Annotated in this window: 22 protein-coding genes and 1 other RNA gene; 12 read left to right on the top strand and 11 right to left on the bottom strand. The window is 47.9% G+C overall.

Annotated elements, in window-relative coordinates; translation table 11 throughout:
* A partial coding sequence (locus tag Q0135_RS08295; protein WP_297989752.1) for a substrate-binding domain-containing protein occupies window positions 1-360 on the bottom strand: 360 nt, incomplete at its 3' end.
* Between the two features lie 70 nt (window positions 361-430).
* Between Q0135_RS08295 and tupB the strand changes: the two genes are divergently transcribed.
* Both tupB and tupC read left to right on the top strand, forming a co-directional pair.
* Window positions 431-1,123, top strand: coding sequence for a tungstate ABC transporter permease TupB (gene tupB, locus Q0135_RS08290; RefSeq protein WP_297989751.1), 693 nt, complete (start codon window positions 431-433; stop codon window positions 1,121-1,123).
* Window positions 1,120-2,424, top strand: coding sequence for a tungstate ABC transporter ATP-binding protein TupC (gene tupC, locus Q0135_RS08285; RefSeq protein WP_297989749.1), 1,305 nt, complete (start codon window positions 1,120-1,122; stop codon window positions 2,422-2,424). The genes tupB and tupC overlap by 4 nt, the downstream gene beginning before the upstream one ends.
* Window positions 2,425-2,957: 533 nt before the next feature.
* Here the strand turns inward: tupC and Q0135_RS08280 are convergent.
* From Q0135_RS08280 to Q0135_RS11435, 6 genes are all read right to left on the bottom strand, one after another.
* A complete protein-coding gene (locus Q0135_RS08280; RefSeq protein ID WP_297989748.1) occupies window positions 2,958-4,283 on the bottom strand; it encodes an aminotransferase class V-fold PLP-dependent enzyme in 1,326 nt (441 codons plus the stop codon).
* A gap of 184 nt (window positions 4,284-4,467) precedes the next feature.
* Window positions 4,468-5,805: an ankyrin repeat domain-containing protein gene (locus Q0135_RS08275; protein WP_297989746.1), complete on the bottom strand. Its 1,338-nt coding sequence runs from the start codon at window positions 5,803-5,805 to the stop codon at window positions 4,468-4,470.
* A gap of 391 nt (window positions 5,806-6,196) precedes the next feature.
* Window positions 6,197-6,385, bottom strand: coding sequence for a sodium-dependent tyrosine transporter (locus Q0135_RS08270; protein WP_177388229.1), 189 nt, complete (start codon window positions 6,383-6,385; stop codon window positions 6,197-6,199).
* A gap of 16 nt (window positions 6,386-6,401) precedes the next feature.
* Window positions 6,402-7,193, bottom strand: a complete 792-nt coding sequence (locus Q0135_RS08265) for a winged helix-turn-helix domain-containing protein (protein ID WP_297989744.1) — start codon at window positions 7,191-7,193, stop codon at window positions 6,402-6,404.
* A 9-nt stretch (window positions 7,194-7,202) separates the two neighbouring features.
* Window positions 7,203-7,985, bottom strand: coding sequence for a formate dehydrogenase accessory sulfurtransferase FdhD (gene fdhD, locus Q0135_RS08260; protein ID WP_297989742.1), 783 nt, complete (start codon window positions 7,983-7,985; stop codon window positions 7,203-7,205).
* Between the two features lie 277 nt (window positions 7,986-8,262).
* Window positions 8,263-10,515, bottom strand: coding sequence for a molybdopterin-dependent oxidoreductase (locus Q0135_RS11435; protein WP_297942483.1), 2,253 nt, complete (start codon window positions 10,513-10,515; stop codon window positions 8,263-8,265).
* A gap of 533 nt (window positions 10,516-11,048) precedes the next feature.
* On the opposite strand from Q0135_RS11435, the gene napA reads away from it, so the two are divergent.
* From napA to Q0135_RS08220, 6 genes are read left to right on the top strand one after another with little or no spacing between them, the layout of a single operon-like run.
* Complete coding sequence (gene napA, locus Q0135_RS08245) at window positions 11,049-13,832, top strand: nitrate reductase catalytic subunit NapA (protein ID WP_297989740.1); 2,784 nt, start codon at window positions 11,049-11,051, stop codon at window positions 13,830-13,832.
* 3 nt (window positions 13,833-13,835) lie between these two features.
* Window positions 13,836-14,594 carry a ferredoxin-type protein NapG gene (napG, locus tag Q0135_RS08240; protein WP_297989738.1) on the top strand — a complete coding sequence of 253 codons (759 nt, stop codon included), beginning with the start codon at window positions 13,836-13,838 and terminating at the stop codon, window positions 14,592-14,594.
* Window positions 14,591-15,400 (top strand): quinol dehydrogenase ferredoxin subunit NapH, encoded by an 810-nt coding sequence (napH, locus tag Q0135_RS08235; RefSeq protein WP_297989736.1) that lies wholly within the window; start codon window positions 14,591-14,593, stop codon window positions 15,398-15,400. The genes napG and napH overlap by 4 nt, the downstream gene beginning before the upstream one ends.
* Window positions 15,397-15,930: a nitrate reductase cytochrome c-type subunit gene (locus tag Q0135_RS08230; protein ID WP_297989734.1), complete on the top strand. Its 534-nt coding sequence runs from the start codon at window positions 15,397-15,399 to the stop codon at window positions 15,928-15,930. The genes napH and Q0135_RS08230 overlap by 4 nt, the downstream gene beginning before the upstream one ends.
* A 9-nt stretch (window positions 15,931-15,939) precedes the next feature.
* Entirely contained in the window at window positions 15,940-17,118 is a 1,179-nt protein-coding gene (locus tag Q0135_RS08225; RefSeq protein WP_297989732.1) for a hypothetical protein, read from the top strand.
* Window positions 17,115-17,450 (top strand): chaperone NapD, encoded by a 336-nt coding sequence (locus tag Q0135_RS08220; protein ID WP_297989731.1) that lies wholly within the window; start codon window positions 17,115-17,117, stop codon window positions 17,448-17,450. Before Q0135_RS08225 ends, Q0135_RS08220 begins: the two co-directional genes overlap by 4 nt.
* Window positions 17,451-18,358: 908 nt before the next feature.
* On the opposite strand, the gene Q0135_RS08215 is transcribed toward Q0135_RS08220, so the two are convergent.
* The 4 genes from Q0135_RS08215 to panB all read right to left on the bottom strand — a co-directional run bounded on the left by Q0135_RS08215 (window position 18,359) and on the right by panB (window position 23,951).
* Window positions 18,359-19,762 (bottom strand): AI-2E family transporter, encoded by a 1,404-nt coding sequence (locus Q0135_RS08215; RefSeq protein WP_297989729.1) that lies wholly within the window; start codon window positions 19,760-19,762, stop codon window positions 18,359-18,361.
* 341 nt (window positions 19,763-20,103) lie between these two features.
* Window positions 20,104-21,120, bottom strand: a complete 1,017-nt coding sequence (ruvB, locus tag Q0135_RS08210) for a Holliday junction branch migration DNA helicase RuvB (RefSeq protein ID WP_297989727.1) — start codon at window positions 21,118-21,120, stop codon at window positions 20,104-20,106.
* Window positions 21,121-22,050: 930 nt separating this feature from the next.
* Window positions 22,051-22,725, bottom strand: a complete 675-nt coding sequence (locus Q0135_RS08205; protein ID WP_297989725.1) for a hypothetical protein — start codon at window positions 22,723-22,725, stop codon at window positions 22,051-22,053.
* A 428-nt stretch (window positions 22,726-23,153) separates the two neighbouring features.
* On the bottom strand, window positions 23,154-23,951 hold the full coding sequence (gene panB, locus Q0135_RS08200; RefSeq protein WP_297989723.1) for a 3-methyl-2-oxobutanoate hydroxymethyltransferase: 798 nt from the start codon (window positions 23,949-23,951) through the stop codon (window positions 23,154-23,156).
* Window positions 23,952-24,049: 98 nt separating this feature from the next.
* On the opposite strand from panB, the gene ssrA reads away from it, so the two are divergent.
* From ssrA to imm40, 4 genes are all read left to right on the top strand, one after another.
* Window positions 24,050-24,411, top strand: a transfer-messenger RNA (tmRNA) gene (gene ssrA, locus Q0135_RS08195).
* Window positions 24,412-24,688: 277 nt separating this feature from the next.
* Window positions 24,689-25,093: a hypothetical protein gene (locus Q0135_RS08190; protein ID WP_297989721.1), complete on the top strand. Its 405-nt coding sequence runs from the start codon at window positions 24,689-24,691 to the stop codon at window positions 25,091-25,093.
* Between the two features lie 31 nt (window positions 25,094-25,124).
* Window positions 25,125-25,454, top strand: a complete 330-nt coding sequence (locus Q0135_RS08185) for a hypothetical protein (RefSeq protein WP_297989719.1) — start codon at window positions 25,125-25,127, stop codon at window positions 25,452-25,454.
* 23 nt (window positions 25,455-25,477) lie between these two features.
* The coding region (gene imm40, locus Q0135_RS08180) for an Imm40 family immunity protein (RefSeq protein WP_297989717.1) at window positions 25,478-25,747 on the top strand (270 nt) is incomplete at its 3' end.

The raw sequence follows: 25,747 nt of genomic DNA, 5'->3' as shown, positions 1-25,747 counted from the left end.
GCCCTTAAGGTCTTTGCCTTTAAATTTAGGCGCGATGGATTTATCGGCGATGAGGATAAAATCATTATACATAACGGGCGTGCGATCAACGCCGAAGCCTTTTTCTACGAATTCTTTCTCGACCTTCGGCGAATGTACGAAAAGTATGTCCGCATCGCAGTTCTCGCCAAGCTTTAGAGCAGCGCCCGTGCCTACCGCCGTCCATTTGATATCGACGCCGGTTTCCGCCTTATACGCAGGATAGATCGCGTCTAGCAAGCCCGTATTATCGGTGCTCGTTGTGGTTGCCATCACCAAATCATTGTCGGCGGCAAAAAGGCTCGCGCTAAGAGCGAGCGAAACAAAAAATATTTTTTTCATGTTATCTCCTTTAAAAAATATGCTATTATAGCATATAAATTTGCCAGAATAGAACATTTAGGACACAATCTTGGACTTTATTTTAGAAGGAATTTTAAGCGCATTCGGGCTGCTTTTTAGCGGCGATGCGGAGACCTTTTCAGCGATTAAAGCGACGCTTTATACTTCGAGTATCTCGATACTTTTTGCGATCATAACCGGCTTTCCGATAGGATTTATCCTCGGATTTTACGAATTTCGCGCTCGCAGAACGCTTAGGCTTTTAAGCGACGTAGCGCTTGCGATGCCCACGGTAGCGATAGGACTGATCCTTTACGCTTTCATCTCCAGAAACGGTCCTTTTGGCGAGCTGGGGCTGCTTTTTACGCTCAAGGCCGTAATGCTCGGGCAGTTTGTGCTGGCGCTTCCCATCATCGTCTCGCTAAGCGCCAGCGTCATCGAAAATATGGATAAGAAGCACTATCTAAACATTATGAACTATCGCCTAAGCCCGCTAAATTTAATCCTTTGCGTGCTTTACGAGCTGCGTTATGCCCTACTGGTCGTCATCGCCACCGCTTACGGGCGGATCGTCGCGGAGGTAGGCGTAGCGATGATGATCGGCGGCAATATCAAATATTTCACCCGCACGATCACCACGGCGATCTCGCTTGAGACCAACAAGGGCGAGTTTGCGATGGGTATAGCTCTCGCGCTGGTGCTGATTTTAATAGCGTTTGCGGTAAATTTAGCCATCCATGCGCTAAAAAGGCTAGATCGATGAATGCAGATAAGCAAACGCGTCCGAGCAAAAATTTCACGGACAAAAACCGCGCGGAGCGGGAGCGCGAAAATTTTATAAGCGAAAATTTCACGGACGCAAATTCCGCCCCCGAGAATTCTACGAGCGTAAATTCTATGCGCATAAATTTCGCCGCCGAGAATTCTGCGAATAAAAATTCCACTGCGGTAAATTCTAAGAGTAAAAATTCTGCAACCGAAAATTCCATTAGCGCAAATTCTGCGGGTAAAAATTCCAAGAGCGAGAATTTCGCGAGTGAGAATTCTACGAGAAAGAATTTTGCAAATGAGAATTCCGCCGCCGCGCGATCTGTACCCGATAGCGAACTGATCTCGGTGCGGGATCTAGTGCTGCGCTACGGACGGAGCGAAATTCTAAATATCCCTAGCCTCGATCTAAATACGAGCGGCATCACGGCGCTTTTGGGTTCCAACGGCAGCGGCAAATCCACGCTGCTGCGGATTTTGGCTTTTTTACAGCGTCCAAGCGGCGGCAGCGTGGAGCTTTGGGGGCAGCGGGCGCCCTCTTTGCAGACGTTGCGGCAGATCTGCTTGCTGCTGCCCGAGCCCGTGCTTTTAAAACGCAGCGTGGAGCAAAATTTTAAATTTGCGCTCAAAAGTCGCGGCGCGCTTGCGGAATTTGACGAGCGGGTTGATGAAGCGCTCGGCCTAACGGGGCTTGATAGAAGTTTTTTATCAAAGAAGCATTTCGAGCTTAGCTCGGGGCAGACGCAGCGCATCGCGTTTGCGCTCGCTCTGGCGCAGCGCGCGAAGCTCTATCTGCTCGACGAGCCGACCAACAGCCTCGATCTTGCCGCCTCCAAGCTCTTTGCGCGCGCGATTTTATTTATGCGAAGTCGCTACGGCTGCGGCTTTATCATCGCCAGCCACGACGAGAAATGGCTCAGCGCGATCGCGCAAAGAAGCGTGTTTTTGCATCGCGGCAAGATATGCGAGTTCGAATACAAAAATATCTTTGACGTGCAAAACGGAGCTTTAAAATTTTCGGATGAAATTTCGCTGCGCCTTGAAGAGGGGCTCGCACGCGCCCGCAAAATCGCGATAAATCCGAGTAAAATTTTATTATCACAACGCCCGTTTGAGCGCTGCTTTGCGGGGATTTTGCACTCGGTTTCGCTTCAGTACGGCTCCTCGCTGCTCATCAAGATCAAGGCGGGCGACGTGTTGCTAAAATGCGTCACGGCGCAGGATGAGCGGCGCTGGAGCGCGGGCGAGAGGATCTATTTCGGATTTGAAAGCGGCGCGTTTTTAGGGCTGGAGTAATTCTGCGCGAAGTGCGGATAAACTTAATTTTGCTTTAGAATTTTTATTCGCGCGACACTAATAAATTTCATTTCTGCCTCAAATTTTCACTGCGAACCATCTAGCGCGGCGTGCCCGGCGAAACAGAGCGCAAAAATTTGCGTCTTTAAATTTTGAAATTTACAGGCGGGATTTTACCTGGCGGCGCGGCGTGAAATTTTAAAATTCCATCACTAAAAAATTTTAAAATTTAGCCGCAAATACAGCTAGCGGGATTTTGAAATTCCACAATTTTTAGACGTAGAATTTAAAATTCTAAATTTTAACTCTGCGGAATTTGCCCGCAAATTTACGAACGAAATTATATGTTACTTTGCAAAGCGTGCCGTTTGTCTGCGGCGCAAAGGCGGAACGATAGTAAGAATTCTGCGGCGCAAAACCCGCGTAAAATTCCAAGTAGACGGCGCGGAATTCCGATAAATTTTAAAAACGGCGCAGAATTTTACAAAATTTTACTAGCTCAAAAAAGCGGCAGAGCTTTAAGCTCACGCTGCTTAAATCTTCCCGCCGAACATCTCATACATCGCCTTTTCCTCGCCCCAAAGATCTCGGTGTTTTTTGATGCAGGATTTTATCGCGCCCACGAGATATAGCACGTCTTGCTCGGTGTGTGTATAGTGCAGGCTCACGCGCACGAAGCCGGGCTTGGCTTCTGGCATGCGCCCCTCCTTGATACCCAGCAGATCGTGAGCGTACGGCCCCGCGCACATCACGCCCGCGCGCGTCTGGATACCGAAGTCGTTGCTAAGGCTCGCGGCGAAATCATACGCCGAGACGCCGCGCACGTTAAATGAAAAAATCGGCAGTCGCGGCGCGTCCTTTGGAGCGTAGTTTATGATCTCGTCTATGCCTGCTAGCTCGCTCTCAAAAAGCCACGCGAGCTCGTCCTCGGCGCTTTTTATTTGCTCGAAGCCAACCTCGTTTCGCAGCGCATAAGCCAAATTTGCCCGCATTAGCCCGATGATGGGCGGCGTACCGCCCTCCTCTAGCTGCTCGGGGTTTTTCAAAAACACGTGCCCTTCGCGGCTAGCGTAGGCGACCGTCCCGCCCGCGGCAAATGTCGGCACGTCGCTGTTAAGCAGCTCCTTTTTGATCGCCAAAAGCCCGCAGCTAGCAGGTCCTCCGAGTAGCTTATGCGGCGAGAGGAAAATCGCGTCGAAATAGTCGCAATCTAAATTTGCGTGCGAGCTCAGCGCCGCGCAGTCAAAGGCAACAATGCCGCCCGCGGCTCTGATTAGCTCGCTGATTTTTTTGTAGTCGCTAATGACGCCCGTGACGTTTGAGGCGGCGCTAAACGAGCCGATGATGCGGCGTGTTGTGTTTAGCTTTAGGATGCGTTCAAGTGCGAGCAAATCGATCTCTCCACCCTCGCTAAGAGGCACGCGCAGGTAGTCGCAAAGCCCCTCACGAAAGCTAAGCTCGTTTGAATGGTGCTCGTATGGCGAAACGAGCACGAGCGGAAGCTGCGCGGCGCGTAAATTTGCCTCGCCGATCGCGCCTCTGGTCGCAGGCGGTAGGTAGATGCCTAGTAGCTCCTGAAATTTCTTGATCGCAGTCGTCGCGCCCTGCCCGCAGGCGATGAGGCAAAACCGCTCGTCAAGCCCAAGTAGCTTTTTTAGGCTCTCGCGCGCGCCCTCATAGCGCTTCTGCGTGATGATCGCGCTTGAGCTACTGTCGGAGTGGGTATTGGCATAGGTTTTTAAAATTTCGCCTATCTCGCGCTCTACGGGCTCGTAAGCAAGCCCCGAAGCGGTGTAATCAAAATAATGCACGCCAGGTTTTAGGATGATATTTTTTCGAATTTCGTCTAAGCTTAGCATTTGTGGCCTTTAAAATTTAAGTGATTAATTATAGTGAAATTTGGATTAATTTAAGGCTTTACGTCCTAGCTGGGAGAAATTTTAACGAGAATTTTAAAATGACCTCGCCTACAATGTTCGGGTTTTTATACTTTTCTCTATCGAACTTCGCCATTGCGCCTCTCCTTATTTGGAATTATTATTGCTATTTGTTTGTATCAAGCTGCGTATTTTCATCTAAGTTTACTACCGTTTCGGTATCGCCATTTTCAAAGTAACTCTTCAAATATGCCAATACCATCTCGAATTCTTTTTCACCGCTTCGCCAAGCTATAAATTTTTTGGTATCTTTAAATGTAGAATTTGCATCAGGGCAATGCTTATCATAAAATTCTTTTTTCATAGGCCTTAGTCTTTCAAATCTCTCTTTCGAAATAGGGACGGTATATCGTTCAGATATCTGATTGATTCTTTCTACTCCTCTGCAATATGATTCATATGTATTACGCAGAAAAAATTCTCTATCACTATAGCATTTATCATATTCTATTTTAAGCAGTTCCCTGGGAGGCTGCCCTTTGACATTATACTTTAAAAGTAAATCTAGCATTTTTTCATAATGCGGCACATAATCAAGTAGTCTATAATACGTATAATAGTATCTAAACTCCTCTATATAAAATTTTTGATAGCGTTCCTCTTCCGTATTCTTCTTTGTCGCTAATATGCTTTCCTCAGGGACTATATCCGTAAACTCATCGCTTGTTATTACATTCTCATTATTATCATAGCCGTAATAATATTTTGTCACATACCCATTTTTCAATATCATTTCCGCTAGCTCTACAAAATTATTACGAATAACGTACTCAAGAAGCAGGCTTGCATCACTTGAACCCGGGCCCCTATTGTGTTTGGTATAATCGATATGATCTACTTTGTTATTTTTAATATAGATCTTTTTTATATTTGGCGGATATAGGTACATCTGCACCACCTTGGCTTCTTCAAATTTAACGCCGTTGTCTAAAAGTAGTCTTACCGCTTTGGTGGAGTTATTTTCTATCGCATAAGCCATAGCGGATAGCTTGTATTCGTCCTTTTTATGTATATCCGCTCCCAATTTTATAAGCTCTTGGGTAGTATTCGTATCATTCCAAAAGCTAGAATACATCACGGGCGTCACCCCTCCGTGCATAGTATGCTCGACGGACAGATTGTTATCTTTCATAAATTTTAAAATTTTATCCGTTTGCTTGCTTTTTAAAAGCCTTTTTAGCTCTACGTCTATGGCGGGTTCTTTAAATACGTTTTCTGGATTTGAATTGTAATCTATATCCCAGTAGCGAAACGCAAAGCTATCGACCTCTTCTTGGGTTACGTATTTGCTAAGACCCGGCACTTTTGAGACATTTGTATCGGCAGTGACGGTGAAATGGGTTTGTTTGCGCTCCATAAGACCCGATCTTTCGGCTAGCAGATACAGCGCGCATACGACCACCACGCAGATGGCATAAATAAACCGAAGTTTGAAGCTTTTCAAAATTTCCCCTTAAAATTTTGCTCGCGACTATACCCAATGAGTACTTAATAAAATATAAATACTATATAGGCGAAATAGACAAAGCTAGCTGAGAAATGCGGTTAAGCCGGGTTTCAATGATGAAATCTTTTGAGTAGATATAGCGAACGAATGTCGTCATAGACCTTATTTGCGTAGCTACATCTTCTATTTACACCTACGCTAGGCTCTATATCCGAAGCTCGTTCGCCGTAAATTTACCGCAACATCTTTGCACAAACTATTCTTGAAAGCGCAAACCCGAAAATCATCGTAGTGCTAATGAGCGGCAAGTCGCTACCGTATCACCAAAAGCGTATTTTGCGGGATTTGTTCTCAAGCTGCTCGCGCGGCTATGAAGTGCGCTTCGCGGCTATTTGCCGATAAAATTTTTCTGCAGCCACTCCATCGCTTTTTCTTCGCTTTCAAATCTGCCGCTTTTGGCGACTTGAAACTGCCCCTCGTAGAAGCGAATTCTGATACCGTCTTGGACGCTATCTACCTTGATGCGCGTGATCCTATCTTTGTTTAGATAGGTTCGTTCGTTTAGCTTTACAAACATCGTTTCTCCTTTAAATTTAATGGTTTTTATCTTTCGCTTTACTTGCGTCTTTCTCGCCCTCTTTTTTCAAAAAAAGCTCCTTAAAGCGCTCGTTTGCGTAGTTTTCTATATCGCTTTGCAGCTGCTTATACGCCGCGATCAGCTCATAGGCGCGTGCATTTAGCGTCGTACCCGCGGCATTGCCGCCGCCTTGCTTGGTGCTAAAGAGCTCCTCTTGCAGATTTTTTTGTAAAATTTGCAGATGGCTCCAGCACTTTTTATAGTTCATCCCCAAAACCTCGGCGGCTTTAGAGATGGAGCCCGTTTGAGCGATCACGTCCAGCACTTCGGTTTTGCCCTTGCCGAAAATGAGCTCGCCCTGCGCATTTTCGATCCAAGTTTTTGTTTTCACTCTCATTCTTTTGCCTTTCTTTTCCTTAAAGCAGCCCAGCTGACAATATTTCACGTCTATGCCGTGCTCCTTAAGCGTAGAGCGCACCGTATCGAACCCCACACCGCCGCTAGCTACGGCGCGGGCGTCACGGCAAAAAATCCGCCTTTTATCATCCAAAAACGGATTTAGCTTTTTCAGCGCCTTTATGCTGCCTCCGCTACATTGCAGCTTGCCGAACTGTCCGAGTTCGCAGCGATCTATCCGTATCCCTTCGCGCGCCGCGAGATCTCCTACTACGCTCGCGTCTACGCCTAATTTGGCGGCGATCTTAAACGCCGCGCCGCAATCAAGCTTGCCGCTTGGATTTAGTAAATTTAAAATTAGCCTTTTGATCTCGCTTGCTTTTTTATCATCTATCTTGATATCTATCTCCATGCCGCCCTCTTAACTCAAAATTCTCTCTTCGCCGCTATAAACGTTTAAATTTTCGCCGCGAGCGAAGCCGCAAAGGGTAAGATCAAATTTACGCGCGATCACGACGCCGAGGCTCGTAGGAGCCGTACGCGAAACAAGCGCGCTAACGCCGCTCATCACGGCTTTGGCGACCATTTCGGAGCTTAGCCTGCCGCTTACCAAAAGAAGCGAGCCCTGCGTATCGCACCCCGCCAAGACCGCCTTGCCGACGGATTTATCTATGGTATTGTGCTGGGCGATATCCTCGCCGATAAAATGCTCGCCGCCCGCAGTAAAGAGCTTTGCGGTGTGCACGCAGCCCGTCATCTCGTAAAGCTCGCACTGCGTGTAAAACTCGCTCATCAAATTTAAAATTTCACTCTTATGAAATTTAGCGTCCGAGCGGACTTTGCGCGCCGCCATCGCCTCAGGATCGATATTTGCCGTAGAGCTGCGCCCACAGCCGCTGATGATGACCTTTTCGGCATCGAAGCTATTTAGCCGCTTTTCGTTTATCTCGCCGCAAACATTCACGCTAAGCCCGTCCAGCGCGAGCTCTATGCTTCTTATGCGGCTTGGATCCGAGATCAAATTTTCGCTCAGCAAATAGCCTATCGCAAGCGCTTTCTGATCGCTCGGAGTCGCCATCAGCGCGCCGAAACGCTTGCCGTTTAATAAAATTTCAAGCTTGATCTCGCGAACCAAGATATCGCTTACGATCCTTCTTTCATCGCCTTTAAATTTAACTATCTCCGCTCTATAAATCGGCTCCATAGACCTTCCTTGTTTGAATTTCGCCCGTATCGTAGTGAAATTTTTGCTTAAATAGCCTTAATTCGCCGAAGTAAAGCCGAAGCAGCGTGCGTAAATTTAAATCGCTCGCATTTTTGAATTTAAAAAATCGCGTGGAAAATTCCACGAGCCGCTCGCACCGTGAGCACAAGCGGCCATGAAGCGCCCGCGAAAATGAAATTTAATTAAATTTAGCCACTACCTGCAGCCGCGATTAAATTTCATCCTTGCAAAGCAGGCGCGGAGCTTGCCGCCCAAACTACTTATGCACCGGCGATAGATAAGGTTTTTCAGAGTGCATCGACATCTCGTTTTGCCTTCTGAACTCGATAAACTCGCTCTCGCTAAGCTTTCTGATATTTGCGATCGTCATCTTTAGCGGCGGGATACCCGATAGCGGATCCAGATCGCCCGCATGCACGAGCTCGTTGCCGTCGGCCTCGCTGTAATGGAAGGTCGTAAAGATCGTGCCCTCTTTCAGATCCGGATTTATGCGAAGCTTCGCAGCGATCTGACCGCGCTTATTTTTAACAAGCGCGTAGCAGCCTTCGGTAAGCTCGCGTTCGCGTGCGATGTCCGGGCTTACCTCGATGAGCGCGCCTTCTGCACCCGCACCATACTCTAGCGCGCGACACTCCCTAGTCATCGTTCCCGTATGGTAGTGATAAACCTTGCGCCCGGTCGTAAATAAGCACGGATAAATTTCATCCGGAATCTCGCTAAGCGCGCCGCTTCCCACCGGATAATCATCAGGGATTTTCATCTTGGCTCTGAAATCCGCCTCCGCTTTAGCGCGCTCCTCTTTATCATCCACGTAAAGCACCGGCACCATTCTAAATTTACCATCAGGCAGCATCGATTTATGATCTGCGTAAAGAACCGGCGTGCCTGGATGATCTTCATCAGGACATGGCCAGCTGATGCCGCCTAGCTTATCTAGCCTATAGTAGCTAATACCGCCGAAAAATTTAGGCATTAATGCACGCACTTCGTTCCAAATTTCTTCCGCGCTTAAAAAATCAAACCCTTCAAGTCCCATTCTTTGTGCGATATTGCAAACGACCTTCCAATCAGGCTCTACGCCAGGAGCTGGCTCGCTTGCCTTGCGCGTGCGTTGGACGCGGCGGGAAGTGTTTAAAAAGGTGCCGTCCTTCTCGCCCCAGCCGGCAGCAGGTAGTACGACGTCGGCCTTCTGTGCGCTCTCGGTAAAGAAAAGATCCTGCACGATAAAGCAATCCAAATGGTGCGTTGCATGCACGAAGTGCTCCGTCCAAGGATCGCTCATTACGGGATTTTCACCGTAAACGTAGAGCAGCTTCAGCTCGCCGCTATCCATCTTATCGGGAGCAATCGTAAGCTTAAAGCCTGGAGTCGGATTTAGCTCGAAGTGCCATACTCTGCGCGCCTGCTCCTGCGCATAAGCGGAATTTACCGCCCCTGCTGGAATGACGTTAGGCAGCGCGCCCATGTCGCATGCGCCCTGGACGTTGTTTTGACCGCGCAAAGGATTTACGCCCGCGCCTCTTTTGCCTAAATTTCCCGTCAAAATGGCTAAATTTGAAAGCGAAAATACGTTTGAGGTGCCGTCGCTAAACTGTGTGATACCCATCGTGTAGCAGATCGCCGCTGCGCCTGCTTTAGCATACATTCTAGCAGCTTCGATTACGAGCTCTTTTTTCACGCCCGTCTCGCGCTCAAATCGCTCAGGCGTAAAGTCCTTAACCGCTTCTTTTAGATACTCGTAGCCGTGAGCGTAGTTTTTTATAAACTCGTCATCTTGCAGATTTTCAGCAATGATAACATTCATAATGGTATTTAGCGTCTTAATGTTCGCGCCCACCGGGATTTGCAAATAGATATCAGCTTTTTTCGCCATATCTGTGCGCTTCGGATCTACGACGATCATCTTGGCGCCGCGCTGAAGCCCGCGCTGCATCTGCATAGCGATGATCGGGTGACACTCGCTCGTGTTGGTGCCGATGAGTAAAAATACATCCGTATCGGTAGCGAATTCTACCAAATCGTTCGTCATCGTTCCGTTTCCTAGCGTGTTGGCAAGACCTGCCACTGTAGGAGCGTGTCAAAGACGAGCGCAGTGATCGACGTTATTGCTACCCTGAGCGCGGAAAAATTTCTGAAAAACGTAGTTGTCTTCGTTATTTGAGCGCGCCGAGCTAAAACCCATTATTGAGCTTGGACCATATTTAGCGACGGTCTCTTTAAATTTAGACGCTACAAAATCATAAGCCTCTTCAAAGCTTACCTCCTCAAGCTTACCGCTTCTATCAAATACTCCGTTTTTCTTACGGATCATAGGTTTGGCAAGGCGTTTTGGAGAGTTTACGAACTCCCAGCCGAACATCCCTTTTAAGCATAGCTCGCCGTCATTTACGTGGTGGGCCTGCGTAGGGCGCGCGTTTACGATCCTGCCGTCTTTTACGATAAGATCGATACCACAGCCGGTGCCGCAGTAAGGACAAGTCGTTTTGACAATCTTTTCTCTGGATTGCATAATATTCCTTTCAAGAATTTTGATTTGCACGGCTATTATACTTTCTAGATTATAAAAGAATTTTTAAATTAGTGAATTTTTTTAAGCAAAATTTAAGCAATATGCAAATATCGCATATTAAATTGAATAGTTAAATTTTACGCTTTTGCCTCGGTAATGACGGCGTTTTAGTGTAAAATTTATCACTTATCGCAAAAGACGCTTTTTAAGCTAAGTTTTATAATTTTAATAGAATTTTGAAATTATATTACGCTCCGTTTTATTTCAAAGCACAATTAAATTTTTATGAAATTTTAATGCTAATTTATCGGTATATTATATTAATTTAATTAAATGAAAATCTATATTAAAATTTATCAAAAACTCGCTGTCCTGATAAAATTTAAGCCACTAAATTTAAAATTTATAAAATTATTATCTTATATCTGAAATCTATGTAGAAAAAACCTTGATTTTAATCTAGACTAAGCCGTTTTTTTATGCTATTATTCAAAATCTTAGTAGAAATTAATTCTAAACGAAAGGTTAATCTCATGGATAGACGAGACTTTATAAAAAGCTCTGCGGCAGCGGCTGCCTGTAGCGTTGCGGGCATCAGCTTGCCTAGCAGTCTTAGTGCTGCGGACGAAGCCGAAAAAGGCTGGCGCTGGGACAAGGCGGCCTGTCGCTTCTGCGGCACCGGCTGTGGCATCATGGTAGCCACCAAAGACGGCAAGATCGTAGCGGTCAAAGGCGATCCGTTAGCGCCCGTAAATCGCGGTCTAAACTGCATCAAAGGCTATTTCAACGCCAAGATCATGTACGGCGCCGATCGCATTACCAAGCCTCTTTTGCGCGTAAATTCTAAGGGCGAATTTGACAAAAAGGGGAAATTTATCGAGATCAGCTGGCAAAGAGCGTTCGACGAAATGGAGAAGCATTTCAGACGTGCCTATAACGAAGGCGGTCCCGAGGGCTTTGCCGTACTTGGTAGCGGTCAATACACGATCCCGGAAGGTTACGCCGCAGCAAAGCTAGTAAAGGCGGGCTTTCGCTCCAATAATCTCGATCCTAATGCTCGCCAGTGCATGGCCAGCGCCGTCGTAGGTTTTATGCAAACCTTCGGTATCGACGAGCCTGCGGGCGTTTTCGACGATATCGAGCTAACCGATACCATCATCGCTTGGGGCGCGAATATGGCTGAGATGCACCCTATCCTTTGGTCTCGCGTCTCCGACCACAAGCTTCGCAACCCGGACCGCGTAAAAGTTATAAATCTCTCGACATACTCTAGCCGCACTTCAAACATCGCCGATATTGAAATTATATTCCGTCCGAATACCGATTTAGCGATATGGAACTACATAGCAAGGGAGATCGTCTACAACCATCCGGATATGATAGATGAGAAATTTATTAAAGAGCACTGTGTGTTCGCTACAGGCCCTGTGGATATCGGCTACGGCTTGCGAGAAGATATAAATCATAAAAAATACCGCAAAACCGAGCTTGATACCGCGGCTAAACAAAAATCCAAAATTTTAAGCAAATCCGAGGGCGTTACCTTAGCATATCTGGGTATGAAAGAGGGCGACGTACTCGAAAACAAACACTCTGACAAATCGGACACTCACTGGCTCATAAGCTTCGAAGAATTTAAAAAAGCGCTGGAGCCCTACACGTTAGAATTTGTAGCGCCTTTAGCTAAGGGTGACGAAAGTGAGGATTTAGAGGCGTTTAAGACCAAGCTAAAGCAGCTGGCAGATTATTACATCGAAAAGGACCGCAAAGTAGTAAGCTTTTGGACGATGGGCTTTAATCAGCACTCAAGAGGAACTTGGGTTAATGAGCAAAGCTACATGGTGCATTTCCTTCTCGGCAAGCAAGCTAAGCCGGGCTGCGGAGCGTTTTCGCTTACCGGTCAGCCTAGCGCTTGCGGCACGGCTAGAGAGGTAGGCACGTTTTCTCACCGCCTACCTGCCGATCTGGTCGTGGCAAATCCGGCGCACAGAAAGGTTTCCGAAAAAATTTGGAAGCTTCCCGAGGGTACGATAAATCCAAAACCGGGTGCGCACTATGTGCAGGCTCTGCGCAATCTCGAAGACGGCAAGATAAAATGGATATGGGTACAGGTCAATAATCCGTGGCAGCAGATCGCCAACGCAAACCACTGGATCGCCGCGGCGCGCGAGATGGATAACTTCATCGTAGTAAGCGAGCCATATCCGGGACTAAGCGCAAAGGTAGCTGATCTAATCCTACCAACCGCGATGATCTACGAAAAATGGGGCGCTTACGGCAATGCCGAGCGCAGAACTCAGTGGTGGAGGCAGCAGGTTCTTCCTGTGGGCGACGCTATGAGCGATACGTGGCAGATGCTAGAGTTTTCCAAGCGCTTCAAACTCAAGGATTTCTGGGGCGAGGTTAAAGTAAATGATAAGCTTACGCTTCCAAACGTTTTAGATAAAATTTCAGAATTCGGCTATACGCCAGAGACTACACTATTTGAAGTGCTCTTTGCAAACAAAGACGCTCAGGCTTTCGCTGCAAAAGATCCGATTATGGCAAGCTTCGATAACTCCGAAGTAAACGGCGACTCTCGCGGCGTCATCGGCAGCGACGGCAAAGAATTTAAAGGATATGGCTTTTTCATCCAAAAATATCTCTGGGAAGAATACCGAAAATTCGGCACCGGTCACGGACACGACCTAGCCGATTTCGATACATATCACCGAGTGCGCGGTCTTAGATGGCCGGTCGTAGACGGCAAAGAAACACTTTGGCGCTTTAACGCTCAATACGATCCTTATGCTAAAAAAGCGGCTCCGGATAGTGACTTCGCCTTCTATGGCAACGCCAAAGCGGCGCTTCCTAGCGGCGATCTGAAATCCGCTACTTCTGGCGAAGAAAAAACTAGCCTTGCTAATAAAGCTAAAATTTTCTTCCGTCCATATATGGATCCTGTAGAAGTGCCAAGCGAGGAGTATCCTTTCTGGCTATGTACGGGTCGCGTGCTGGAGCACTGGCATACGGGCACTATGACTATGCGCGTGCCGGAGCTTTATCGCGCGGTGCCTGAGGCAAGATGCTATATGAACGAGCTAGACGGCGCCAAAATTGGCGTGCAACAAAACGAGATCGTCTGGATCGAGTCGCGCCGCGGCAAAGTCAAAGCGCGCGTGGACTTTCACGGACGTAACATTCCGCCGAAGGGACTTATTTTTGTGCCGTTTTTTGACGAGAAGGTTTATATCAACCGCGTCACGCTCGATCATACTTGTCCGCTTTCAAAAGAGACCGACTACAAAAAATGCGCGGTTAAAATTTACAAGGCGTAAATTATGGATAGGCGTGAGGTCTTAGGTATTCTTTCTTTAGCTGCTGGCGTAGGCGTTCTGGGGCTCGGAGTCGCAAACTCCGGCGAGCACGCCAGACTCCGCCCGCCCGGAGCTATAAGCGAGAAAGAATTTCTTAGCAAATGCCTAAGGTGCGGACTTTGTGTCGAGGCATGCCCATTTGATACGCTTAAACTTGCGAGCTTTTGCGATCACGCTATTGCAAACGGCACGCCGTTTTTTATCCCGCGCGAAATTCCGTGCTATATGTGCGACGACATACCTTGCGTCGCAGCCTGTCCTAGCGACGCGCTAGATAAAAATTTAGTGAGCGAAAACTCTAAGCTAAACGTGCGTCTATCCAAAATGGGCGTTGCGGTCATAGATACCGAGCATTGCATCGCTTATGCCGGTATCCAATGCGACGCGTGCGTGCGAAGCTGCCCCGTGATGGATAAGGCGCTTAGGATCGATTATCGCCACAACAACCGCACCGAAAAGCACGCCCTACTCGTGCCCGTTGTAGATAGCGACTACTGCACGGGTTGCGGTAAGTGCGAGCATGCCTGCGTCACAAAAAAGGCGGCTATCAGCGTCGTGGAGCGCGGGCGCGTCATAGGAATTTCCAGCGATAACTACGTCAAAGGCTGGATCAAGGGCGACGACGCGAAACTCAAGGACGCAGACACCAAAATCAAGCTCGATCCGCAAAAGAGCAAGGACTACTTAAACGAGGACGATCTAATGGAGGGGGCTAGACAATGAAATATACTATTTTAAGGCGTTTGAGCCAAATTTCTATTCTAGTCCTTTTTATTTTGGGAAATAATTTCGCCTTCAAAGCCGCGAGCGAAAACGGAATTTTATCAGGAATTCTAAAGGGCAATCTAAGCTCGTCGAAGCTTTTCGGCACGATTAATCTAAGTGATCCGTTTGCAACGGCGCAGATGCTGCTAGCTAGCTTTTCTTTAGGCGCTACGGCGGTTATCGGAGCGCTTATCGTAGGAGCATTTTATGCGCTTATAGCGCCGCGATTATATTGCTCGTGGGTCTGCCCGATAAATTTACTAACCGATCTTGCCGCGTGGCTTCGTAAAAGACTTGGCATAACGACTAGGATCGTTAGCGTAAACCGCAAAGCTCGCTACGTCCTAGCAGTGCTAGCGCTCATTTGCAGCGGGGCTTTCGGCTTTGCGGCGTTTGAGAGCGTAAATTTTATCTCGCTTTTCGCGCGCGCCGTCATAGCGCTGAGTGCTAGTGCGTTTGCAATCGCGCTACTGATCGTGGTTTTTGAAATTTTTGCAGGCGATCGCACTATCTGCTCGCGGCTATGCCCGCTCGGCGGATTTTGGGCTGTGCTTAGCTATTTTAGCATCATTCGCGTTCGCCACGAGGTTGATAAATGCACGATGTGCGGCAAATGCAAAATGGTCTGCCCCGAAGTTCAGGTGCTTAAGATGGTTGGGCGCGAAAACGGGCGCGTTAGCAGCGAGTGTATTAGCTGCGGGCGCTGCATCGACGTATGCGACGACGATGCATTAAATTTTAGTATATTAGGAGTGAAAAAATGAAAAAAATGGTTTTAGGCTTGGCTCTTGCATGCTGTGCGGCGCTCTTTGCCGCGGATAAGACGGCTTCTATAGACGCCGACAGCTTGGGCTTTATAAAAAGCGTAGATGAATCGGCGCAAAATAAAAATTCCCTGCCCGATTTCAAATATAGCGAGGACGCTCCGGGCGCCGCTTCGAAAATCGAGCGCAGCTTTGAAAACGCTCCGCCGCTCATACCGCACAGCCTAGACGGACTAGTGCCGATCACGAAGGATAATAACATGTGCGTAACCTGCCACATGCCAGAGTTTGCTAAAGATGTAGGCTCTACGCCGATTCCAAAAAGCCACCTGGTGGACTTCCGCACGGGCGCGGATCTAAACGGCACGCTAGCCGAGCAGCGCTTTAATTGCACGCAATGCCACGTGCCGCAAGCCCAGACCGATCCGCTCGTTAAAAATAATTTTAAGGCTGATTTTAGCAGGTTTAGCGACGCAAATTCCACTTCTAACCTCATAGATACACTAAATCAAGGCGCCGAAGTCGAGTAAGGAGCCGCGATGAAATTTTTACCGCTGCTACTTTGCGCCTGCTTCGTCTATGCCGGTAACGGCGTCGCGACGCCTAGCGGCGCTGCGGGCATAGATACGTCGGCGGAAGCCAGCTTCAGACTCGACATAGGCGCAAACGTCGCAGTGCTAAAAAGTCTAGACGGCGAAATTTACGCAGGTCTCGACGACGGCAAGCTCTATAAAATCACCATTAGCTCTGCGGAGAATTCCGCGCCAAATTCTGTCACCAGGCAAAATTCCGTCGCAAGCACAAATTCTGATGCGGCGCAGAATTTCAATGCTAAAGCAAGCGTAAATTCCACGGGAAATTCCACCGCAAATTCCGCTGCCGTAAATTCTTTAGAAAATTCCGCGAAGCAGAATTCTGCCGAGAATTCTACGGTATTAAATTCCGCCTCTAATTCCGCCTCGGGCGCAATATCCAAAACGCTAATTTTCGCCCTGCCCTCGTCCAAAAATTACCTAGACGAGCCGATGGGCGCTACCATATTCGACGTCGATAAATTAGGCGAGCGATACGCATTTTTGTATAACGGCGACGCGTTTGAAAAGATGCTGGGTGTGTTTGCGGGCGGCAAGATCACGCACTACAAGCTACCGATGACGGGGATTAAAAACGTCTATTTCTACGACGAAAACACCGTGATTTTGCTAGGTCTTGGTAGCGAAATTTTATACTTCGACCTGTCTAGCGGCAAGGTAAGCTTCGAGCAAAAGCTCACCATCGCGTCTTTGGGTGGCAGCGCCTACGACCGCGCTAGCGGAACGCTGCTAATCTCGTGCGAAGGCGGCATCGTGTTTTATTTCGACGCGAAAGCAAAAAAGCTTATGAGCCAAAAGTCCCTGCACAAGGACGGAATCTACTCCGTGGCGCTACTTGGAGATCGCATGATGAGTGGCTCGAACGACAAGGAAAGATCGTGCTACTACGAAAACGGCGATTTCACTAAATTTTATAACGCCCATTTTGCAGTTTTTGCCGTGGCGCTAAGCCCCGAGCTAGGCGCTTTTACCGTTGGTAACGGCGTACGCGTAATCGACAAAGCAGGCGAGATCGTCCGCAGCATCGAGCTAGGTAACGACGTCATCAACTATCTGCTTTTCGAAGGAGATTATCTCGTGGGCTCGGGGTACAATAGATATATCTACTTTTGGGGGCTAAAATGAATATTTCAAGCGTCGTGATCTATCTAGGCGCAAATACCGACGTAGCGGCGTTTCGTAAGCAGCTGCAAAGTATCGGCGGCTGCGAGTTTGTAGCGTGCGAGGACGGCAAGGCGGTAGCCACGATTAGTGCGGAGAGCTTCGAGGACGAGATCGCCGCATTTCGCGCGATAGAAGCCATAGAGGGCGTAAGCGAGGCGATGATGATCTACTCATACTCCGATCTGGACGCGGATATCGCCGCGGCAAACTCCAACAACGGCGAGCAGATAATGCGCGAGCTGGACGAAAAAGACCCGAGCCAGATCAAATACGGCGGCAAGGTGCGGATCTAAATCGCCGCCACCGCTCTATTGGTGCTTTTCGCTTAAATTTTGTTATTTTTGGCAGTTTCTGCACTACTAGGTAAATTTTCCGTATAAATTTTATCTGCGCCCACGGAATTTGAAATTTTCAAACTCATCTTTGTCACTTCTAGCCTGTTTTTGTATCTCTAGCCCGACGCCGCTTTTGCACCCTTAGCCGATTTTTAAGCTTTTGATACGCCGCCTTGCGTTTAACCGTAAATTTAAATCTACAATTAGACTCTATGACGATACAGAATTTTAAAAGCGACGGACGAATTAAATTTATGAAATTTCTGCGCAGCGCTATGCTTTACGTCGCATAAAAAACATGCCGTACCAAATCAGACGCCGCATAAAAGGCGGTGCCGTAGCGACTGCTGTCCGGCGCCACAGCCTATAGCCGCTGCGACGCCCGTTTGCTTGGGATGCCGCTATAAAAAACGGCGGCAGGGGCGCCTACCGCCGATATAAACTACTTCCGCGCGTAGCCTGAGATGCGCCGCAGTAAAACATCGAGCTTAGCTCGGCCGCCATCAAACACGCTAAATTTATCGCGAGTATTTACTCCCTAGTATCGCGGTCCTTCGTTAGACACACGGTCCTTGCGGCATAGATAAGAATTTTTTAAATTTCAAAACAAGAGCATAAATTTTAAAATTCCTAGGCATAGAAATTCCGCGCCAAAGCTAAATTTTAAAATTTATACTGCGGGCACTCAAAGAGAGTTAGCGGTGCGCTGAAATTAAAATTTGCCTTTAAATTTAAAGCCTTTAAGCCCGCGCAAGAGCGCGAACGGACAAAAAGCCGCCAGGACGAAAAAGCCGCCAGGACATGTTAGGTATTGCGCTTTACGGGCGGCATTTTCATAAATTTAAAAGCGCCCAGCGACGCAAGCCCTACTCGAATTCTATCTTTTTTAGATAGTCGTATAAATTTAGCACCGCGATAAATAGCGTTAAAATCGCGGGCCCCAAGATCACGCCCCAGAACCCAAACGTGCTGATGCCCGAAAGCATCGAGAAGAAGATCAGCATCTCGTTGATGTTTGCGGGGTTTTCGACCAGGCGCGAGTTGATAAATTTGATCACGAGCGGCTTTACGAAGCTATCCGCTAGCGTCGAGATCAGTATCACGCAATACGCCATTATCACGATCGCGCCCGAGGTGCTGCCCCCCGCTAGCACGTATAGCGCAGTGGGTACATAGATGAGCGCACCGCCGACTGCAGGGATGAGCGAGCAGAAGGCGAAAAGCACCCCCATCAGCAGCGCGTCAAAGCCGAAGATCCCCGCGATGATCGAAAACAAAAAGCCCTGCAATACGGCGTTGAAGATGGTCGAGTAAAACACGACGCTCATCGTATTTGCCGTCTCGGAAAATATGTAATCGATCTGCGCGGGCTCGACGGGTAGAATTTTTTTGAAAAAGCGCTTGAAGCTCTCGCCGTAGAGGTATGCAAAAAAGCAAAACACGACGATAAGCACCATATCGACGATAAATTTCGCGCTAGACTTTCCGACAACCGAGAGGTATGAGATGATCTGCTTCGCTAGGCCCGCGACGTCTAGGTTTGCCAAAAACGAGCGAAACTGCGTATCAAATTTTTCAAAAGGCCCGGGCAGCTTGATGTTTAGGCTCTGAACATAGCTAAGTGCATCGTTTAGGCGCGCCATATCGAAGCTCGCGGCGTTTTTGGCGATCTCGATCACTGCGTAGATGAAGGGTACGAAAAAAAGCGCGCAGAGCAAAAACAGGCTAAGCACCGAGGCTAGCGTGCGCCTGCCGCGACACAGCTTCGTTACTTTAGCGTGCAGACCCGAGGTCGCCACCGCCATCAGCACGCCGATTGCGATCACCATCAAAAACGGCGAAAACAGATAGATCACACAGCAAAACATCAGCAAGGTTGCGCCGATAAAAAATATCTTGTTCGTTTTCGCGCGCCCACTAGCCTTGGCAAGACCTGCTTTCACACCCGCAGCAGCTCCCGAAGCGGCAGCGGCGCCTAGCGCGGAAGCATTAGCCGAGAAGGTTTCGTTAGCTTCGGCGGCGTCGCCTAACGCGGAAGCACCAGCGGACGAGGCTTTGTCGGTTTCGATCCGGTTTTTGCTTTGATTTTCGGCGGCGGTTTTGGCTCTTTTTTCGGCGGCGGCTTCGATTTTACCTTCAGCGTTATTTACAGTCTGATTTTCGGTGAAATTTTGAGCCTCGCCTTTAGCGTTATTCTCAGCGTTATTTTGAGCTATCTTTTCAGCCAGGTTTTCATTGCGGCTTGCGGCGTTGTCTTTTGGCGTCGGCAAATTTTATCCTTTTGAAATTTGATGACATATTTTATAAATTTTTTTATCAGATTTCGATTAAATTTTGAAATTTCATAAAATTTACGAGCGGCGTTCTCGCATATATAGCGTGCGACGACGCAACGGGTGTGTTTATTAAAATTTCGAAGTAAAATTTAAAAGTCTAAAGGCGGCGGGCTGGCACAAAGTGCATGCTCAAGCGCCCGCCGAGCAAAACAACCCTCGCGCGACGCGTGGCACACACATTACTAGGCAGCCGCAAAGTCTGTTTAAATGGAGGCAGGCCGATAGAAATATATTTTAAGCGCCCGCCGAGCCCGATTAAATTTTAAACTCGCAGATCACTCCTCAAACAGATTTCTCTCCGCAGTCCTTAGCACGCGACCGAGCGCCTCGCGCGCCTTATCGGTTGCGATGCGGCCTTTGGCGGTCTTTTCGATGTAGCCGTTAGCGAGCAGATAGGGCTCGATGACGTCCTCGATCGTGCCCTCATCCTCGCTAAGCGCCGCCGCGATCGTGCTAAGCCCCAAGGCACGGCGCTTGGCGTCAAATAAAATTTCCAAATATTTTATATCCATCTCGTCAAAGCCCTGCTCGTCCACGCCCAGCGCCTCAAGCCCTTCGCGTGCTCGATCGTGCGAGATAGCGCCCTCGTCGCGCACCTCGGCAAAATCGCGTATGCGGCGCAGCAACCTCAGCGCAATACGCGGAGTACCGCGGGAGCGACGCGCGATCTCGGCGCTGGCGTCGGCTGCGCTCTCCTTCCCGAGTTTAACAGAAGCGATCTGCACTATCCGCGCAAGCTCGGCGTGCGTGTAAAACTGCAAGCGAAACTGCATGCCGAAGCGATCCCGCAGCGGCGCGGAGATCATGCCCGCTCGCGTCGTGGCGCCGATGAGCGTAAAGTGCGGAATGTCGATCTTGATAGTCTGCGCGGCGGGACCCGAGCCGATGATGATGTCGAGGCGGAAGTCCTCCATCGCCGAATACAGCACCTCCTCGATCGCGGGGCTTAGGCGGTGGATCTCGTCGATGAAAAGCACGTCGCCGCTTTGCAGGTTCGTTAAAATCGCCGCCAGATCGCCCGCCTTTTCGATCATCGGCGCGGCGGTGACCTTGATAGCGGCGCCCATCTGAGCGGCGATGATATGCGCCAGCGTGGTTTTACCGAGCCCCGGCGGCCCGTAGAAAAGCACGTGATCGAGCACGTCGGCGCGCTTTTTCGCCGCGGCGATCGCGATAGCGAGGTTTGATTTGATCTTCTCCTGCCCAACGTAATCCTCGAAGCTCGACGGGCGCAGCGAACTCTCCACGCTCTCATCAAGCTGCATCTTTTCGATCTCTACAATTCTGTCCATAATCTCTCTTTAATCGTTTTTAAAATTTTAGCAAGTGTAGCGAAAAATGGCTAAATTTTGACAATTTTAAAGGGACGGATCTTTGCGGGCGGAATAAAATTTGCCGCGCAGAATTTTACGGTACGCGTTTAGGGCTGGGGCTAAAAAGCAGAGCACCCGTCGCAAAAGACTGCGAAATTTTAGCGCGACGTTTTAAGGCTATGCTCATGCCGCTACGCCCGCTATGCCTTAAGTGTGAAATTTTGTCGTAGTGGCTCCCAAACAGCGCGCGGGTCGCTAACTGCGCTAAATTTTACGGCGCGGAATTTTAACTTGCAGAATTTAAAGCTTTGCGCGGAAGCCATTGCCGCAAAGCCCCACTGCGCAGCGTAGAATTTTAACGCATAAAATTCATGAAATACGCACAAGATGCTGCGAGCGGAATTTTAACGCACAAATTTGAAGCTAGCCGCAGAGTTTGCGAGAGACGGAATAAACTTGGCAGAATCATAGCGCACAGAATTAAAGAGCGAAATTTAGCCAATTGAAAAATACGCACGGAATTTTACGACGTAAAATTTGGCGCTGGAATTTTGCGATATTAAATTCGACGCCTAGAATTTTGCAGCGAAATTTTGCGGCAAAATTTTGTCTCGTAGAATTTTAATGCGAATTTCGCTTTTACGGCAGCGAGGCTTTAAATTCTATGCTTCAAGCTTTGCGGCGCGCAGCCGGCTAGAATTTTATCTCACACAATCGGTTAAAATTTTGCAAGAAATTCTGTGTAGAATTTTATGCAAAATCTAACTTGCGCGCTTGCACGGCTGGATAAAATTTCGCGCGGAGTTTTGTCTTTCGCGACTGCTTGGAATTCGGCGCGGATTGTAAAATTTACCGCTAAGCTTAACGCGGGCTCGGGCGATTAAATTTAGCCGTGAATCTCACGACGCCTTATCGATCGCTCTCTTTGATCAAGACACTTTTATTGTCGTCGTCACTCTTACAAAGCACTCTATAATCTGATATTTCAATTGCGTATAAAAATACTACGCCGTCGCTTTGAAATTTTTTCGAGCAGCCCTTGGCATATAGCTCGGCGAGTTTTGGACTATTGAGAACATAAAACTCATAGCTATCGGCAAAGTGCTCCATATAGCTGTAGGTGATGCTCGCCCAAGGTACTCGGTTATCGCCGCTTCTATTTAGCACGATAGTTCTAGCGTTTATCGCCGCGAGCTTTGACTTTAGCTCCCCGAACGTCTTTTTGTCCCAGCCAATGAGCTTTAACCCCTCGCCTATGCTCGGCGCATTATCTTTGAAAATAGAATTTGAGTAAAATTTCGTCTTATTGCCGTCCATATATATCCAAATATACTCATCGCCGTAGGCACTTTCGATCATGACGCGCGAATTTTTAGGGAAGTTGCGACCTGCAAAAGCTAACAGATCCAAAAATTTCTCGCGATTTTGCTCGTAATTTTGCATTAACGGGGCTTTATCCAGCTCCATATCATCTTTATCAAAGAAAGAATTAAACGCAAAAAATACCGCCAAAATCGGTAGTACCTTTACACAAAAGAGCAAACCCAGAACTGCGGCTATGAAGGTTTTTAAAGCTTTAGCCAAATTTTCTCCTTAAATTTTATAAGCCGTTTAGGCCTGACGGCTGGTCTATGCCAGAATTCTACGGCTACGTGCGTAAAATTTAGCGCTCGTAGCGTATTTTAGAGCTGCGGGCGCGCGAGCATTCATGAAAAGCGCTCGCGCATTGCAGTCGGCGACAGAAATAGCACCCGCTTGCAGAAGCGCGCAAACTCTCGCGCGACGCCGCCCGTATAAAATACCGCGCAGAGTATCCGCCCAAAGCGCCTGCGATCTCTCACACTAGCTAAAGCGCTCGCAATCGCTCTCGCGGAATAAATTTCAAGCTTCGCAAGCTGGCGAGCTGTTTACGTAGCTTGCGACGTGCGAAAACGAAGCATTGTTTTAAGGCAAGCGGGGCTTTATCGTTAGAATTTCAGCGCGTAAATTTTAAAATTTAGCCCAAAATCCCGTTATTGCTTATATTCAAACTCCTCGCTCGGAAAGCCCCCCTCTTTGACTTCGCGCGCGTATTCGCGCACCGCGCCTTTTACCAGCTCGGCGCCGTCTAAATAGCGCTTAACGAATTTCGGCCGAAACTCCGTGAAAAATCCGCACATATCGCTCCACACGAGCACCTGTCCGTCTATGCCCGCGCCCGCGCCGATGCCGATGACGGGCACGTCGGTGCCGAGCGCCACTTGATTTGCGACCGCAGAGATCGTGCCCTCTACTAGCAGCAGCACCGCGCCCGCCTCGACAAGCGCTCTAGCGTCGTTTAAGACCTCGCGCGCACCCTCCTCTCCGCGTCCGCTTACCTTGTAGCCGCCCGCAAAGCGCGAAAACTGCGGCTTAAGCCCGATGTGGCTCATCACGGCGATACCGTTTCGATTAAGCAGCGACACGGTATCTGCCATATGCGCGCCACCTTCGATCTTAACGGCGTCGCAGCCGGTGCTCTCATAGACTTTGGCGCAGTTTTGTAGCGCGAGCTCTGGCGTCGCGCACGAGCAAAACGGCATATCCACGACCATATACGCTCGCTTTAGCCCCCGTCTTACGGCGCGCGCGTGATAGATCATCTGCTCCACGCTTGCGCCCAGGGTCTCGGAGTGCCCGCCGAAGCTCATATTTAGGCTGTCGCCTACGAGTACCATATCGACCTCGTCGTCGAAAATTTTAGCAAAAAGCGCGTCGTAGGCAGTGATCATCACGATCTTTTCGCCGGATTTTTTCATCTCATATAATTTAGAAAGCGTGATTTTGGACATTCTGGCTCCTTTGCTCGGTTAAAATTTAGATACAATTTTAGCATAAGCCGAATTTGACATTTATAAAATTTTGAAGTAAAATGCGCGCGCATTCTTTCGGGGGTGACTTGGCTTCGACGGGAACGGATGGGTCAAGGCTGCATGTCGCTTTGGATACAGCGTATAAAATCCAAACTAAATTTAAACGCAAACAACGTTAAATTTGCTCCTGCTTACGCTAAAGCTGCGTAAGTCCAGTCGAGCCCTGCTCTGCGCCGATACTATCTAAGCGCGGCGGCGGGTAATCTGCGATAGCGTAGCTCTGCGGCGTGACGAGCCGTAGGGTGAAATCCTAGTCTTTGCGCCGGCGGGTCGTTTTGGAAAGTGAGCGAGCCTGCGCGAGAACTTCACTTTTGCTAAACATGTAGAGGCTTTGGTCGTTTGTTTTCGGACTGCGGTTCAATCCCGCACACCTCCACCAATTAAGCTATCTTTAAGTTCCAATCACTTCTTTTAGTTGCATTGGGTTCTTGCGCGCAGGCACCTATCTTAAATTTTAGTCGTTCCGGGCTTCTTTCATTTTTATTTTAGATATAATCTTTTCCGAAATATTAGGACTCTTATTAGGGGCTTTTTCGCATTAGGGATTTTCCATATGAACAAGGCGCATATTTTGCTAAAATTCACCAGCGGGGGCGTCAAAAGCATCAAGAAGTACAAGACGCAATACAAAATATTATAGAAGAAAGGAGAAAGAGATGAATAAATTTGTTGTGCTATCATTGGCATATGTTGCTTTACTAGCGGGGTGTAGCCTAAGTAATCGCTTTTTTATTCCGGGTACAAATTCAGATAAAAGTACTTGCGGTTTTATTTTTCATGACTATATACCTGATGATAAATTTTATATACCGAGGGGCTCCGAGGATTTTTTAGATATATATTCAAGATCTAAAAGCCAAAAAAGCGGTGAATATGAATATAAGCTAGTAGAGACTTTATCTCACTATTATAATGGCACATCGACTATGGTTCCGATAGAATCTTGTGACGATAAGTGGTGTAAAATTTACTATCCTTGCGGCGATACGGAGTATTATGTCAAGAAGGATGAGATAGAGCAACTTTGGCCTAACGGTCAAAAGACTTGGGGATCTAAATAAAAGATAGAGCGCATTTTAAGTAGGAGGAGAGATGAGAAATTTTGTTATATCTTTTGTCGCATTATGCCTATATGGGTGCAGCCCTACGATTTTAGGGCATAAAATTACTTTTGCAAAACACGAAGACGGTGCCTTTTACGGCGAATGCGGCGAAAAAATAGATCAAAAAATTATATATAAATTTAAAGATGGCGTTATTCGTAAAATTTTCTATGAAGATAAAGAGGAATTTGCTTATTATGATAAGATAGTCATCCCTATCCAATCCTGCGAAGGCAAATGGTGTAAAATTTACTATCCTTGCGGTCAAAAAGAGTATTTTGTAAAGAAAGACGATATAGAAAAATGGCGATGGCAATAATATTATACTTAAAAGAAGCGAATATGTTATTTATAGATGAAGATTACGTAAATATCGTGCCGCAGGATCTGCTGGAGCGCGGTATACGCTTAAGGGAGGAGTACGGAATTTATGGAATCGCTTGGAGATTTGATGATGTAATGGAGGTGCTAAAAATCGCAAGAGATAGAGATATGCTTATCATCGGAGGGGATGTATATCGCCTAAGCGGCAATGAGCCCATAATCACATACGATTGCTGGAGTATTGAATCGGAAGATGACGATGCATTTGAAGTAGCAACCCAATATATC

This window comes from uncultured Campylobacter sp., assembly GCF_937981295.1.
Classification (GTDB): domain Bacteria; phylum Campylobacterota; class Campylobacteria; order Campylobacterales; family Campylobacteraceae; genus Campylobacter_B.
This window is presented reverse-complemented; position numbering and strand designations above follow the sequence as displayed.

Coding starts and splice junctions, on each gene's coding strand:
- tupC (WP_297989749.1), top strand. CDS start 1,120: ATGAATGCAGATAAGCAAACGCGTCCGAGCAAAAATTTCACGGACAAA.
- Q0135_RS08280 (WP_297989748.1), bottom strand. CDS start 4,283: ATGCTAAGCTTAGACGAAATTCGAAAAAATATCATCCTAAAACCTGGC.
- Q0135_RS08270 (WP_177388229.1), bottom strand. CDS start 6,385: ATGTTTGTAAAGCTAAACGAACGAACCTATCTAAACAAAGATAGGATC.
- Q0135_RS08265 (WP_297989744.1), bottom strand. CDS start 7,193: ATGGAGATAGATATCAAGATAGATGATAAAAAAGCAAGCGAGATCAAA.
- fdhD (WP_297989742.1), bottom strand. CDS start 7,985: ATGGAGCCGATTTATAGAGCGGAGATAGTTAAATTTAAAGGCGATGAA.
- napA (WP_297989740.1), top strand. CDS start 11,049: ATGGATAGACGAGACTTTATAAAAAGCTCTGCGGCAGCGGCTGCCTGT.
- napG (WP_297989738.1), top strand. CDS start 13,836: ATGGATAGGCGTGAGGTCTTAGGTATTCTTTCTTTAGCTGCTGGCGTA.
- napH (WP_297989736.1), top strand. CDS start 14,591: ATGAAATATACTATTTTAAGGCGTTTGAGCCAAATTTCTATTCTAGTC.
- Q0135_RS08230 (WP_297989734.1), top strand. CDS start 15,397: ATGAAAAAAATGGTTTTAGGCTTGGCTCTTGCATGCTGTGCGGCGCTC.
- Q0135_RS08225 (WP_297989732.1), top strand. CDS start 15,940: ATGAAATTTTTACCGCTGCTACTTTGCGCCTGCTTCGTCTATGCCGGT.
- Q0135_RS08220 (WP_297989731.1), top strand. CDS start 17,115: ATGAATATTTCAAGCGTCGTGATCTATCTAGGCGCAAATACCGACGTA.
- ruvB (WP_297989727.1), bottom strand. CDS start 21,120: ATGGACAGAATTGTAGAGATCGAAAAGATGCAGCTTGATGAGAGCGTG.
- panB (WP_297989723.1), bottom strand. CDS start 23,951: ATGTCCAAAATCACGCTTTCTAAATTATATGAGATGAAAAAATCCGGC.
- Q0135_RS08190 (WP_297989721.1), top strand. CDS start 24,689: ATGAATAAATTTGTTGTGCTATCATTGGCATATGTTGCTTTACTAGCG.
- Q0135_RS08185 (WP_297989719.1), top strand. CDS start 25,125: ATGAGAAATTTTGTTATATCTTTTGTCGCATTATGCCTATATGGGTGC.